The 12,550-nt window shown below is 57.9% G+C and carries 11 protein-coding genes and 1 tRNA gene; 6 read left to right on the forward strand and 6 right to left on the reverse strand.

What is annotated here, in order from left to right; genetic code table 11:
- Window positions 1-72 precede the first annotated feature (72 nt).
- Window positions 73-1,065 (forward strand): acyltransferase, encoded by a 993-nt coding sequence (locus tag AC2CGQ_RS21545; RefSeq protein ID WP_041922166.1) that lies wholly within the window; start codon window positions 73-75, stop codon window positions 1,063-1,065.
- Here AC2CGQ_RS21545 and AC2CGQ_RS21550 read toward each other — a convergent pair.
- The 4 genes from AC2CGQ_RS21550 to AC2CGQ_RS21565 form a co-directional block, all read right to left on the reverse strand.
- Window positions 1,060-1,983: a GlxA family transcriptional regulator gene (locus tag AC2CGQ_RS21550; protein WP_021504143.1), complete on the reverse strand. Its 924-nt coding sequence runs from the start codon at window positions 1,981-1,983 to the stop codon at window positions 1,060-1,062. The two genes, AC2CGQ_RS21545 and AC2CGQ_RS21550, sit on opposite strands and share 6 nt — an antisense overlap.
- Window positions 1,984-1,985: 2 nt before the next feature.
- On the reverse strand, window positions 1,986-2,537 hold the full coding sequence (locus AC2CGQ_RS21555; RefSeq protein WP_004934049.1) for an isochorismatase family protein: 552 nt from the start codon (window positions 2,535-2,537) through the stop codon (window positions 1,986-1,988).
- 100 nt (window positions 2,538-2,637) lie between these two features.
- Window positions 2,638-4,026 carry an amidohydrolase gene (locus AC2CGQ_RS21560; RefSeq protein ID WP_164123482.1) on the reverse strand — a complete coding sequence of 463 codons (1,389 nt, stop codon included), beginning with the start codon at window positions 4,024-4,026 and terminating at the stop codon, window positions 2,638-2,640.
- Window positions 4,027-4,155: 129 nt separating this feature from the next.
- The gene (locus tag AC2CGQ_RS21565; protein WP_484593875.1) at window positions 4,156-5,010 is read right to left on the reverse strand and encodes a LysR family transcriptional regulator; all 855 of its coding nucleotides are present in this window, start codon (window positions 5,008-5,010) and stop codon (window positions 4,156-4,158) included.
- A gap of 126 nt (window positions 5,011-5,136) precedes the next feature.
- On the opposite strand from AC2CGQ_RS21565, the gene AC2CGQ_RS21570 reads away from it, so the two are divergent.
- The 5 genes from AC2CGQ_RS21570 to AC2CGQ_RS21590 all read left to right on the forward strand — a co-directional run bounded on the left by AC2CGQ_RS21570 (window position 5,137) and on the right by AC2CGQ_RS21590 (window position 10,783).
- Window positions 5,137-6,336 carry a cyanate transporter gene (locus AC2CGQ_RS21570; RefSeq protein ID WP_076741164.1) on the forward strand — a complete coding sequence of 400 codons (1,200 nt, stop codon included), beginning with the start codon at window positions 5,137-5,139 and terminating at the stop codon, window positions 6,334-6,336.
- Between the two features lie 75 nt (window positions 6,337-6,411).
- A complete protein-coding gene (locus AC2CGQ_RS21575; protein ID WP_049274344.1) occupies window positions 6,412-7,755 on the forward strand; it encodes an esterase-like activity of phytase family protein in 1,344 nt (447 codons plus the stop codon).
- Window positions 7,756-7,853: 98 nt separating this feature from the next.
- A tRNA-Sec gene (locus AC2CGQ_RS21580) sits at window positions 7,854-7,948 on the forward strand.
- A 162-nt stretch (window positions 7,949-8,110) separates the two neighbouring features.
- Window positions 8,111-9,280 carry a tyrosine-type recombinase/integrase gene (locus tag AC2CGQ_RS21585; protein WP_223085385.1) on the forward strand — a complete coding sequence of 390 codons (1,170 nt, stop codon included), beginning with the start codon at window positions 8,111-8,113 and terminating at the stop codon, window positions 9,278-9,280.
- The gene (locus AC2CGQ_RS21590; protein ID WP_223085386.1) at window positions 9,281-10,783 is read left to right on the forward strand and encodes a hypothetical protein; all 1,503 of its coding nucleotides are present in this window, start codon (window positions 9,281-9,283) and stop codon (window positions 10,781-10,783) included.
- Window positions 10,784-11,387: 604 nt separating this feature from the next.
- Here AC2CGQ_RS21590 and AC2CGQ_RS21595 read toward each other — a convergent pair.
- On the reverse strand, window positions 11,388-11,642 hold the full coding sequence (locus AC2CGQ_RS21595; protein WP_048326857.1) for an ogr/Delta-like zinc finger family protein: 255 nt from the start codon (window positions 11,640-11,642) through the stop codon (window positions 11,388-11,390).
- Window positions 11,639-12,364: an NAD-dependent aldehyde dehydrogenase gene (locus AC2CGQ_RS21600; RefSeq protein ID WP_223085387.1), complete on the reverse strand. Its 726-nt coding sequence runs from the start codon at window positions 12,362-12,364 to the stop codon at window positions 11,639-11,641. Before AC2CGQ_RS21600 ends, AC2CGQ_RS21595 begins: the two co-directional genes overlap by 4 nt.
- Window positions 12,365-12,550: the final 186 nt, after the last annotated feature.

Raw genomic sequence — 12,550 nt, forward strand, 5'->3', positions numbered from 1 at the left:
GGGTTGTCGCCGAACGCCGTGCCCGATAACCTCTTCTTAACATATCAATATGACATAAGATCGGGCGAGCGTTTGAGCGAGAAAATCGGCTGGATAGACAACCTGCGGGCGATGGCGTGCATGATGGTGGTGATGATCCACGCCACCACCTATTACGTCACCAATGGCGCGGCGATAGGGTTGCACAACTGGGACATCGCCAACGTACTGAACTCACTGTCGCGCGTGTCGGTGCCGCTGTTCTTTATGATTTCCGGCTACCTGTTCTTCGGCGAAAAGAGCGCCGGCCGGCGGCATTTCACCCGCATCATCTGCTGCATTCTGTTCTACAGCGCCATCGCGCTGATCTATATCGCGGCCTTCACCAAGATCGGTTTCTGGCCGTCGCTGCGCGGCATCCTGCAAAAGCCGGTGTTTTACCACCTGTGGTTTTTCTACGCCATCGCGGTGATTTACCTGCTGTCGCCGCTGATCAGCGTTAAACCGGTGTCGCGTCGCTACCTGGCCGCCGCGTTGGTGGTGTTGGCGGCGATCGCCAACCCGAATACCGACAAGCTGGCCTTCGGCAACGCGCACCTGCTGCCGGTTAACCTGTATATCTACGGCGATACCTTCTACTACCTACTGTATGCGTTGGCCGGGCGGGCGATTGGCATGATGGAGGCGCGCGGGCGCGCCGTGGGCTGGTTGGCGGCGTTTGGATTTGCGCTGTGCGTGGCGCTGATAGCGCGCGGCACCAAGCATCAGCTGTTCATCAACGGCAACTTCGCCGATACCTACTACATCTACAGCGGCCCGCTGGTGTTTATGGCGGCGGTGGCGCTGTTGGTGTGGGTGAAACACTGTTTGCCGCAGCCGATCGGCTGGCTGAGCGTATTTTCCCGCCATTCGCTGGCGATTTACGGTTTTCACGCCCTGATCGTTAACGTGATGCGCAGCCGGCACCTGGATTTCACCGGCCACCCGCTGCTGGATATCTTCTGGGTGTTCGGCGTGGCGCTGGGGGGCAGCCTGCTGCTGTCTGTCGGCCTGCAGCGGCTGGATACCCGCCGGCTGGTGTCATAGCGGCGAGCGCTGGCGCTGCTGGGCGCGGCGCAGCTGCCGCCCGGAAGAAAAACCGGCCGCCAGCGCGGCCTTCTCCAACCCATACCCTTGCTGCAGGCGCTGTTGCGCCACCGCCAACCGCAGCTGTTCATGATATTCCCGCACGCTGATGCCGACGTGGCTGCGAAACAGCCGCGCCAGATGGCGGCTGCTGACGTGCGCCTTCTCCGCCACCTGCGGTACCGACCAGTCGGCTTCCGGCTCGGCGGCCATCACGTCCTGCGCGCGGTGCACCGCCGGGTGCAGGTGGTTGCGGTAGCGCAGCCAGGGCGACAGCTGCGGATCGTCGCCGGCGCGGCGGAAATAAACCACCATGTCGCGTGCGACGTCGCGCGCCCGGCCGGAGCCGCAGTGGCGGTGAACCAGATGCAGCGCCAAATCGATGCCGGTGGTGATGCCCGCGCTGGTATAGACGCCGCGGTCTTCGACGAAGATGCGGTTCTCTTTCACCTGCGCCGCCGGCGCCTGCAGGCGGATGCGTTCGATGACGTCGTGGTGGGTGGTGCACTGATAGCCGTCGAGCAGCCCGGCCTGCGCCGCCAGCAGCGCGCCGGAACAGATGCACACCAGGGTGATGCGCTGCTGCTGCAGATCGGGCCGCAGCGTCGCCAGCCAGCGGCGGGCCTGCTCGGCCTCTTCACCGGCGAAATAGCGCTGCGAATCGCCGACGCCCGGCAGCACCAGAATGGCGCCGTCTTCCAGGCGTTCGGGCAACGGCTGCAGGCCGCTCAGCGTCATGCCGATGGAGCAGACGACCTGCGGCGCCGGGCTGAGGTAACGCAGGCTGAACGACCCGGCGAGGCGCAGGGTTTCCGCCGGGCCGCTGACGTCGAGCGACAGCACGTTGGGCAACAGCAGAAAATAGACGGCCTGCGGCATGGTTACTCCTGTGCGAGTTGCGCCAGCGCCTCATCCACGCTGGCGATGCGGGCGAAACGATCGACCAGTACGGTTTCAGTATGCCGCTTCAGCTGCGCGGGGGTAAAGACTTCACCGTCGGGATGGCGCATCGGGAAGGTCAGCGTCGCCTCGGTGACGAAGGTCACCCGATAACCGAGATCGGACGCCACCCGGGTGGTGGTTTCACAGCACTGTTCGGTGCGGATGCCGGAGATGATCAGGTGGTTGATATCCCGCTCGCGCAGCCAGGCGTCGAGGCCGGATTCGGTCAGCGCATTGTGTACATGCTTATGCACGGTGATATCCGCCTGGTGGGTGAGGAACGGCAGGCGCTGCACGTGGCCTGAAGCCAGCGAGAACGGCCCCTGCGGCGAGACGTGCAGCACGTCGACCAGCGCCGCGCCGCGTTGCTGACAGCCCGCGATCAGACGGGTCAGCGCCTGTTGAAACGCCGGCAGATCGTCCTCCTGCCAGAATGGACGGTGCTGGAATGATTGCTGGACATCGATGATCAATAACGCGCTCTGTGACATTTTCGGCCCTCCGCCAGTGTGTGTAGCGACCATATTGCGCCGCTCATTACTCTGGCAGAAGGCCAAAAACGGCCATCATGATGACAACAGCGGACCGACCTTAGGCTTTGCTCACCTGGCCAGCCACCAGGCGCCCCTGATGGAAGGTGGCGCTGCGCGCCGGCAGGCGGGCGACCGCCTCGGCGGAACAGCTGGCGTTGACCAGCACGAACTCGGCGGCATCGCCAGCTTTCGGCCAGGCGCGCTGGCCCTTCTCGTCCAGCGGCAGCACGCCGCCGGTGGCGATGGCCATGGCGCGTGACAGGTGATACTCGTCGGAACCGCGGTACAGCTGGGCGTACAGATTGGCCTTCTCCAGGATGTCGCCGGTGCCGAACGGCGACCAGTGGTCGATCACGCTGTCGGTGCCGGTCATCACGAACACCCCTTTCTCACTGAGCTGCGGCAGAGGCATCATCAGGCCGCCGATCGGCACCGTGGAGGCGATGGTGATCTGCTGCGCCGCCAGCCGGGTGGCGGTTTCCGCCAGTTCGCCCGGCGTCAGCGTGGTCAGGGCGAAAGCGTGGCTGATGGTGACCTTGCCGCGCAGCGCCGGGTTTTTCTCCACGGTGGCGATCATGTAGTTGATGGCGGCGACCCCGGCCGGGCTGGTTTCATGCAGGTGGATATCCACGCCTTTGCCGGTATCGAGGGCGATCTGGAACATGGCGTCCAGCGATTTCTCCATCGCGCCGTCGACGTTGGTCGGATCGAGCCCGCCGACGTACTGCACGCCCATCTGCATCGCTTCGCGCATCAGCGCATCGACTTTGGAGTGCAGCAGGCCGTGCTGCGGGAAGGCGACGATTTCACAGCTGAAGTCCGCCCGGTGGTTTTCCAGCGCGCGCTGCAGGTGCTCCAGGCTTTTCAGGCCGCTGACCGGATCGATATTGCAGTGGCTGCGCGCCACGGTGCTGCCTTTGGACTGCAGCAGGGCGATCAGATTTTCCGCCCGCTGCTGCGAGGTGGGCAGCAGTTTCGGGATCAGCGTCTGCTCCAGCGCGATCATGTCCATGATGGTTTTGCCCTGGCGCGGGCGCGGCGCCTGCCACGGGCCGCTGTAGAAGGTTTTATCCAGGTGGATGTGCATATCGCGAAACGCCGGCAGCAGCAGCCGGCCCTGCGCCTGATAGCGGGGCACGCCGGCGGGCAACGCGGCGTTGGCGGCGTGAATGGCGGCGATCTTGCCGTCTTTGATCTCAAGCGTGTACAGCGCGGTGCGGGTGCCGATCACCGTGTCGCCGTCGTATTCAAAGCCGTTTTCCAGCCGCACCTCGCTCAGGCAGTAGTGGCGATCGGTCAGGGTCATCGGCGTTGGCGCACACTGCTCGCCGCCAGGAGACGCGGCCTGTGCCACGCCACCGGTCAGGCCGATCACCGCGCAGGCGGTGGTGAGTTTGCCGGTTTGGCTGAGGAAGGCTCTGCGGCCCGGTTGTTGAGGGTTTTCCACGTTCGGTTCCTTAATCCAGAGGTGAGGGAGTGAAAACATCCCCCAATTTAGGAGAGGAAGCGGCCGGTTGGCAGCGACATTTGCCACTGGTGACTATTCGATTTGGTAATGGCCGGCGTCCACCGGCGTTTATATCAACCCGCAAAACGCCGTCAGCCGCTGGGCCAGCGCCAGCGTGGCGGCGGGGGCGCCGTCGCGGTAGTAGAGCGCCAGTTCGAAGCTGTCTATCGGCGGCAATCCTTCGGCTTCGCCCAGCACCCGATGCGCGGGCAGACGGCAGCCGGCCGGCAGCAGGGTGACGCCCAGCCCGGCAGCGGAAGCGGCGGTTAACGCCGCCAGGCTGGCGCTGCTGTAGCCGATGCGCCAGCGTTTGCCGAGGTTGTCGAGCGCCTGGCACAGCTCGTCGCGGTACAGGCCGCTGAGCGGAAACACCGCCAGCGGCACCGGCGATTGCTCGATGGCCGGGAAGGCCAGGCTGTCCAGCCACAGCAGCGGTTCCGGCCGCGCGGCGCGCGGCGGTTGCTGACGGCGCTGCTTCACCAGGATCAGATCCAGCTCTTCACGCGCGTAGGCGCTGTGCAGATCGGCGCTCAGGCCGCTGGCGACGTCCAGCCGCAGGTGCGGGTGCTCGCGGCTGAATTCCGCCAGCAGCTCGGTGGTGGGCACGGCGAAATCTTCCGGCATGCCGATCCGCAGCACGCCGTCGCGCCAGATGCCGGTCAGCGCGTCATGGGCTTCTTCATTCAGCGCGATAATGCGGCGCGCGTAGCTCAACAGCTTGACGCCTTCTTCGGTCAGCAGCACCTGATGCGAGGAGCGCTCAAACAGCGGCTTGCCCAGCATCTCCTCCAGCCGGCGCACCTGCTGGCTGACGGTGGACTGCGACAAAAACACCCGCTCTGCGGCGCGGGTGAAGCTGTTGCTGTCGCACACGGCGACGAAGCTGAGCAGCAGCTGCGGATTGAACATCGGGTAGCGATTCATTTTCCCACTGTTGGCTATTTTATTATTTAATTTCCCAATACTAGCGGCGTTGCCTACAGTAACGCAACGCTGCGGCGATCGCACTGTGACGCCACACTCTTCATTTTGCAGTACCAGGAATATACCTTGTTAAATCATTCTGTTAATTCACCTTCTCCACGTCGCTGGTTCAACCCCCTGCTGCTGGCGCTGGTGTTGATCGGCCTGAACATGCGGCCGCTGTTGACCTCGATCGGCCCGTTGCTGCCGACGCTGCGCCAGGCCACCGGGCTGAGCTTTGGCGGCGCGGCGCTGCTGACCACGCTGCCGGTGCTGATGATGGGCCTGATGGCGTTGGCGGGTGGCGCCATCAACCGACTGTTCAGCGAACGCAGCGCCGTGGCGTTAAGTTTGTTGGCGATCGGGCTGGGCGCGCTCTGGCGCGAACTGGCCCCCGGCAGCGTGCAGCTGCTGATGAGTGCGGTGCTGGGCGGGCTCGGCATCGGGGTGATCCAGGCGGTGATGCCCGGCATCATCAAGCATCACTTCCTTAAAAGCATGGCGCTGGTGGCCGGGCTGTGGTCGGCGGCGCTGATGGGCGGCGGCGGGCTGGGTGCGGCGATCACCCCGTGGCTGATGAGTGCGGGGCACGACTGGCACAGCGCGCTGGCCTGGTGGGCGTTGCCGGCCCTGGTGGCGCTGCTGGCCTGGTGGCCGGTCAGCCGCGGGTTGTCTCGCCTGGGCGCGGCGGGTGAAAACCGCGGGCCAAGCCTGCTGCGCAACCGGCGCGCCTGGCTGCTCGGCGCCTATTTCGGCCTGATCAACGGCGGCTATACCAGCCTGATCGCCTGGCTGCCGCCGTATTACATGCAGCTCGGTTGGCAGCCGCAGGCCAGCGGTTCGCTGCTGGCGTTGATGACCTTCGGCCAGGTCGTGGGCGCGCTGCTGCTGCCGGCGCTGGCGCGCAATCATGACCGGCGGCCGCTGCTGCTGCTGGCGTTGATGATGCAACTGATCGGCTTTATCGGCTTGATTTACCTGCCGCAGACGCTGCCGTGGCTGTGGGTGCTGCTCTCCGGGCTGGGGCTGGGCGGCGCGTTCCCGCTGTGCCTGGTGCTGGCGCTCGATCACCTGCATCAGCCGGCGGCGGCCGGGCGACTGGTGGCCTTTATGCAGGGCGTCGGCTTCCTGCTGGCGGGCGTGACGCCCTACCTTTCCGGCCTGCTGCGCGACTACAGCGGCGGCTTCGTGCTGGACTGGCAGATCCACGCGCTGCTGGTGGTGGTGCTGATCGCCATTACCTGGCGCTTCCACCCGCACAGCTACCGGCGGGCGTTCGCCGAATAATATTTCTGTCATTGCCGCTCCCTATAGTGACGTTGCTTTTACTTCTGGGCGATAACAACGAAAAGGGACAATGACATGCACAACACCAAAACCCGGCTGGCGCTGCTGGTCGGCTGCATGGCGCTGAGCGCCAACCTGTGGGCCGACGCGCAGCCGGTGCAAGCGACGTTGGCTGGGCATGCGCTGCTGCCGGTGAAATCCGCCGTTTCCACACCGAAGGACGCGCCGAGCGATCTGCAGCAGAGCGGCAAGTACACCAGCGGCAAACGCGTCACCGAGCTGGGCAGCGTGGCGGGCAAATCCGCCGATCGCCTGACCGGCCTCGGCCTGCCGATCGACGGTCAGCCGCTGCAGGGCCACTCCGGCATCAAACACATGCCCGACGGCACCTACTGGGTGCTGACCGACAACGGCTTCGGCAGTAAGGCCAATTCGCCGGACGCCATGCTGTACCTCAATCACTACAAGATCGATTTTAAAGACGGCACGGTCGCGCCGCTGAAGACGGTGTTCCTGCACGATCCGGATAAAAAGGTGCCGTTCCATATCATCAACGAGAGCACCGAGAAGCGTTATCTGACCGGCAGCGATTTCGATCCGGAAAGCTTCCAGTTTGCCGACGATGCCTTATGGATCGGCGAAGAGTTTGGGCCTTACCTGATCAAGGCCGACCTGAACGGCAAAGTGCTGGCGGTGTTCGACACCCTGGTGGACGGCAAAGTCGTGAAATCGCCGGACAACCCGACGCTGACCCTGCCGGGCGCGCCGGATGGCAAGCAGAACTTCCAGGTGGCGCGCTCCAAAGGCTTTGAAGGTATGGCCGCCTCGCCGGACGGCAGCAAGCTGTACCCGCTGCTGGAAGGGGCGCTGTGGGACGGCGAGCAGTTCGAGAACGTCGGCGGCAAACGCTACCTGCGGGTGCTGGAGTTCGACGTGAAACAGCAGGCCTGGACCGGCCGCAGCTGGCAGTACGTGCTGGAAGACAACCAGAACGCCATCGGCGACTTCAACATGATCGACGCCACCCACGGGCTGGTGATCGAGCGCGACAACGGCGAAGGCACGCCGGATAAAGCCTGCGCCGCCGGCGCGCCGACCGACAACTGCTTCAGCCAGGTGGCCAAGTTTAAGCGGGTATATAAAATCGCCTTCTCGGACGCCAACGTCGGCAAACCGGTCGAGAAACTGGGTTATATCGACCTGATGAACATTCAGGACCCGAACAAGCTGGCGCGCAAGCCGCTGAACGACGGCGTGCTGACCTTCCCGTTCTTCACCATCGAGAACGTGGACGTGGTGGACGCCAACCATATCATCGTCGGCAACGACAACAACTTCCCGTTCTCCTCCAGCCGCCAGCCCAATATGGCGGATGACAACGAGTTCATCCTGCTGGACGTGAAGGATTTCCTGAAGTAGCTCCCCCCGGCCGCCGAATCGCCGGCGGCCGCCATTTCCCGCTTAGCGCAGCGAACAAACTGCGCTATAATCAGCGCCTTGCTTCTTATCTTCTCCAAGGAAGATCCTCGTCCCCGGTGGGGCGGCCGGACTTCAAATCCGGTTGGGGCCGCCAGCGGTCCTGGGCAGGTTCGACTCCTGTGATCTTCCGCCAAAGCTTGTCCGGGTAGTTCCTGTAACGTCCATTAAAATTCATTAAATCAATTGATTATGTTATTTTATTGTCCGCTGGTGTCCGTGCGTTACCGCCTGAATCCGAGAAAAATGTGTATAATGGTGCGTATAATTTTTTTATACACAGAATCCACTTATACACATGCTCCTAACTGACATACAAATTCGACGTTCCAAGCCGCAGGAAAAGCCCTACACCCTCAACGATGGCCAAGGCCTGTCTCTCCTTATCAACACTGACGGGAGTAAAGGTTGGCGTTTTCGCTATCGCTATGCCGGAAAAGCCAAGTTGATGTCCTTTGGCACCTACCCCTTGGTAACGCTGGCTGAGGCGCGAGAAAAGCGCGGTGAGGCTCGCAAGCAGGTTGCGAATGGCATTGACCCAGTAGCTGAGAAAAAGGCGCAAAAGCTTGTTCAGAAGCTTTCCGTTGAGAACTCGTTTGAAGCCATTAGCCGCGAGTGGCACACGAACAAAGCTGACCGGTGGACTCTTGCCTATAGGGAAGAAATCATGCGTACCTTTGAGCAGGATGTGTTTCCGTATATTGGTCAACGCCCCATTACCGAGATTAAGCCTTTGGAGCTGCTGGAAGTGCTGCGGCGGATTGAGAAGCGTGGGGCATTGGAGAAGACCCGTAAGGTTCGCCAGCGTTGTGGGGAGGTCTTCCGTTACGCCATTATCACCGGTAGGGCGGAGTATAACCCAGCCCCAGATCTCGCCAGCGCGCTAGCCGTTCCCAAACAAAAGCACCATCCGTTCCTTTCAGCCGAGGAACTGCCTTACTTCGTGAAGGATTTGGAAGGGTATACCGGTAGCATCATCACTAAGAATGCCGCGAAGATCGTTATGCTGACCGGCGTGCGCACGCAAGAAATGCGCTTTGCCACGTGGGAAGAGATCGATTTTGAGCGTGCAATCTGGGAGATCCCTGCCGAACGTATGAAAATGCGCCGCCCGCACATTGTGCCACTCTCTACTCAGGCGGTTGAATTGCTTAAACAGCTACAACCGATCACCGGCCACTATCCTTACATTTTCATTGGACGAAACAACCGCAGAAAGCCTATAAGTAAGGAAAGTGTGAATCAGGTAATAGAGCTGCTGGGATATAAGGGTCGAGCCACCGGTCACGGTTTCAGGCATACGATGTCTACTATCCTACATGAGCAAGGGTTTGATTCTGCATGGATTGAGATGCAACTTGCGCATGTTGACAAGAATGGTATTCGGGGAACATACAACCATGCTCAGTATTTAGAAAATAGAAGGTCTATGTTGCAATGGTATGCTGAAAATATACAGGGTTTCTAAATGAATAGTACTAAGTTTATTAATAAAGGTAAGGGTTCAAACGACTCTGAAAAGTATTTGGCACATTTATGTGAAAAAACTTTTCTAAGTTTATGGAGCTATCCTAATGTTTATACAGATGAAGGGAAGAAGAGCGAGTTAGGTGATGGCAAAGAACTTTGTGACCTTCTAGTTGTTTTTGGTAATCATGTAATTATATTCTCAGATAAAGATATTTCTTTTAAGGATACTGGTGATATTAATGTTGATTGGGGTCGGTGGGTAAAGAAAGCCGTCATAAAATCTGCAGTACAGTTATATGGTGCTGAGTCATCGCTGAAAGAAAGACCTGAAAGAATTTTTTTAGATGCTAAGTGCCATGTTCCTTTTCCTATGAAAATACCCGAGGGGGAAAATTTAAAAATACATAGAGTTGCGGTGGCAAAAAATGCATCTAAAAGGTTTGTGGAATACTCGGGTGGTTCTGGAAGTCTAATTATATGCCCTAGTATATCGGGCAATGAGCATCTAAAGAATCCATTTATGGTTGGGATGCCAGTTGCTGGAAAACCATTTGTTCATGTTTTTGATGATGTAGCTCTTGATGTAATCCTCTCGGAACTAGACACAATTTCTGACCTAATAGACTACCTAGATAAAAAAGAGCAATTCATAAACTCTGGGGGGTTGTTAACAGCGGCAGGGGAGGAAGATCTACTTGCATGGTACTATTTCAGTAGTAAAGACAATAAGGACCCAGGATTTTATATAGAGGAAGGTGTTTCAGCAACAATTATGGAGGGGGCATATAAATCACTTGTTAGTCTACCTCAGTATAGAAGAGGGAAGGAGTTAAATAGAGTTTCTTACTTCTGGGATTCTTGTATTGAGAACTTTTCGCATCATGTTATCTCCGGGTCACTTATATATGATGAAAAACATTCAATAGATGATATTACGCTTGGTCTAAGGATTATGGCATCTGAAAGGCGGGTGTCCCGAAGAATAATTTCAGAAAGTGTGCTTCAAAAAGTTACCATGACCCCTAAAGATAGGCGAGCTGTTAGAGTATTAATATCGCCAACTAATAGAACTATTGGATATGTTTGGCTGGTTGAGCCGATTCCTAAACTTGCATCGTCTTACGATGACTATAGGAAATACAGGCAGGAATTGCTTTATATATACTGTACTTCAGCAAAGTTACTTTATCCAGATATGAAGTATATAGTCGGAATAGTCACTGAGCCACAAGGGGGAGGTGGTGGTGAGGATATGGTTTATATAGATACTACTGATTGGTCTGATGCTGATTACAAGCGAGCGGAAAGAGACAGAGATGAGTTTAAAATATTATCCCCAGATAATGTGAAAATATTTGAAGGGAGAGATTATCAATTTCCTGTGCTTCCTGGAGATTATCCGGAAAAGATACCTTCTAAAAAATTGGAAATTGAAAACCGGAAGAAAAAAATAAAAAAAGCACAACGATTAGCAAGACGGAAAACGAGATCGCGAAAATGAATAATCTCGCCTGCGTACAATGCTATCTCTACCTCGTCCACCAGTTTGATGTGCCGTTTTCCATGTAGTTGAATTACTGGTGTGGTAGGGCGGGAGGTGCATTTTCTTGCATGTGGTGTCTTGCATTTTATGCATGGGTATTTTTTTGAAAGTGGCTAGGCGATTTTGGCTAACAATCATCACACGGCGCAACCACTTAGCCTTGCCACACTCCCCATTCATGCATCAAAAAGAAACGCATGCAGCAGCCTTTCGCGGGGCTATCGTACAAGCACCCTGCTGAGTTAAATCTCAATAAATAGACGTTTAGCGACGCGCTGACGCATTAAACGTAAAGTCGCTCAAACCTCTGCGCGCGCAATACTTCCCCCGCCTCGCCTGCGCACTTCATGTGTCGCTTTTCATGCAGTTGCATGAACGGCCGCAGGCCGCGCCAGTACTGGTGCGGCAGGGGATGAAAAGTGCATTTTCTTGCATGCAAAATCATGCACCCTATGCATGCACGCGCAATTTGAGGCTGGCTAGCCAGGAAAAAGGCTGTTTTGGGCGAGGTGGGAGAGGGAATGCCCCGCGATGCTGTCGAGAGCGGCGGGGCGGAGTGTGATTAGTGCAGGGTAGGAGTGCTGCTGTAACGGCGATAGCGGTTCAACGTCCGTTTCTCGGGCGGTGGCAGGGCGTTCTCATCGACCGGTTGCGCCTGTATCGGCTGGCACAGGATTTTATCGACGCTTTCCACCGTCTTGAATGTGCAAGAACAGGTCAGGCTCTGACATTGGTAATACGCCTCTTTCGTCCGCTCCGTGATATAGCGACTGGTGCGAGTATAGGACGCATGAGTGCACAGCGGGCAGCGCATCATGATTTGGCCCCCTTCTGCTGCAAGCGTTGACGTTTTTCCTTCAGTTCTGAGATAGCCCGCATGCGCTTGGCAGGACTGCTTTGCAGTTCCGGCAATGCGCCGGTTTCTTGCGGTATCGTCAGGCCAATCTCATCAAGCACCGGGTGGTCGATATTCTGTGTAGCCATGGTAGCGCGAATACGGCCTTGTAGCGTGCCCAGTACCTGTTGCTCAATCATTTTCATCGGATTGTCCGCATAGACGCCGTAAGCCCGTGAAGCCAGTGCACACGCCTTGATAACGTCAGGGCTGATAAGCGCCTTGCTCAGCGCATCCACCGCCTGATGCATCGCGTGAGCTGCAAAGGTCGTGAGGGCGTCTTTGTGCGCGCTCACCACCTTCGGGGCTGTGCCGCCGCAGTTGAGGTGAAGCTGCATTTTGTCCAGCTCCATCTCCTCAATCAGGCCGTCGAACTCTTTCGCCAGCTCCCGCTTGGAAATCCGGCTGTGGTGTTGCGCTTGCAGTTCCGGCGTCATTTCTCCGCGCAGTTTGCGAAACAGGGTGCGCCACTGGCTTTCTGCCTCCTGGCTCTGCACTTCGGTGTCTTTCTTCTGTTGGTGGCAGCGAGCTATGCCGGTTACGACGTCGGTCAATGCCTGATAGTTTTTATCGTGGGCGGCACGAGCGTCACGCAGGGCTTGCAGTTTATCGGTGATGTATTTCGGTAAGGTGGTGGTGCTCATGGTCGTGTCCCCGGTGTCAGTTAATGTGAAGCTATTCTGCTGACCGCCATACAACATCGCCATTCATCCCGGTTGGAGTGTCCCCAGGACAACAGCCTTGAGCACTGATGAGAAAACCATCAAGCCATTTTTAGTTTTACCTAAAACTATTCACTACTGTTCACTCAAATAAAAAATATATATAAA

The sequence above is a fragment of the Serratia sp. DFXYC6 genome (assembly GCF_057196085.1).

Coding starts and splice junctions, on each gene's coding strand:
- AC2CGQ_RS21575 (WP_049274344.1), top strand. CDS start 6,412: ATGCACAACACCAAAACCCGGCTGGCGCTGCTGGTCGGCTGCATGGCG.
- AC2CGQ_RS21550 (WP_021504143.1), bottom strand. CDS start 1,983: ATGCCGCAGGCCGTCTATTTTCTGCTGTTGCCCAACGTGCTGTCGCTC.
- AC2CGQ_RS21595 (WP_048326857.1), bottom strand. CDS start 11,642: ATGATGCGCTGCCCGCTGTGCACTCATGCGTCCTATACTCGCACCAGT.
- AC2CGQ_RS21590 (WP_223085386.1), top strand. CDS start 9,281: ATGAATAGTACTAAGTTTATTAATAAAGGTAAGGGTTCAAACGACTCT.
- AC2CGQ_RS21555 (WP_004934049.1), bottom strand. CDS start 2,537: ATGTCACAGAGCGCGTTATTGATCATCGATGTCCAGCAATCATTCCAG.
- AC2CGQ_RS21600 (WP_223085387.1), bottom strand. CDS start 12,364: ATGAGCACCACCACCTTACCGAAATACATCACCGATAAACTGCAAGCC.
- AC2CGQ_RS21565 (WP_484593875.1), bottom strand. CDS start 5,010: ATGAATCGCTACCCGATGTTCAATCCGCAGCTGCTGCTCAGCTTCGTC.
- AC2CGQ_RS21585 (WP_223085385.1), top strand. CDS start 8,111: ATGCTCCTAACTGACATACAAATTCGACGTTCCAAGCCGCAGGAAAAG.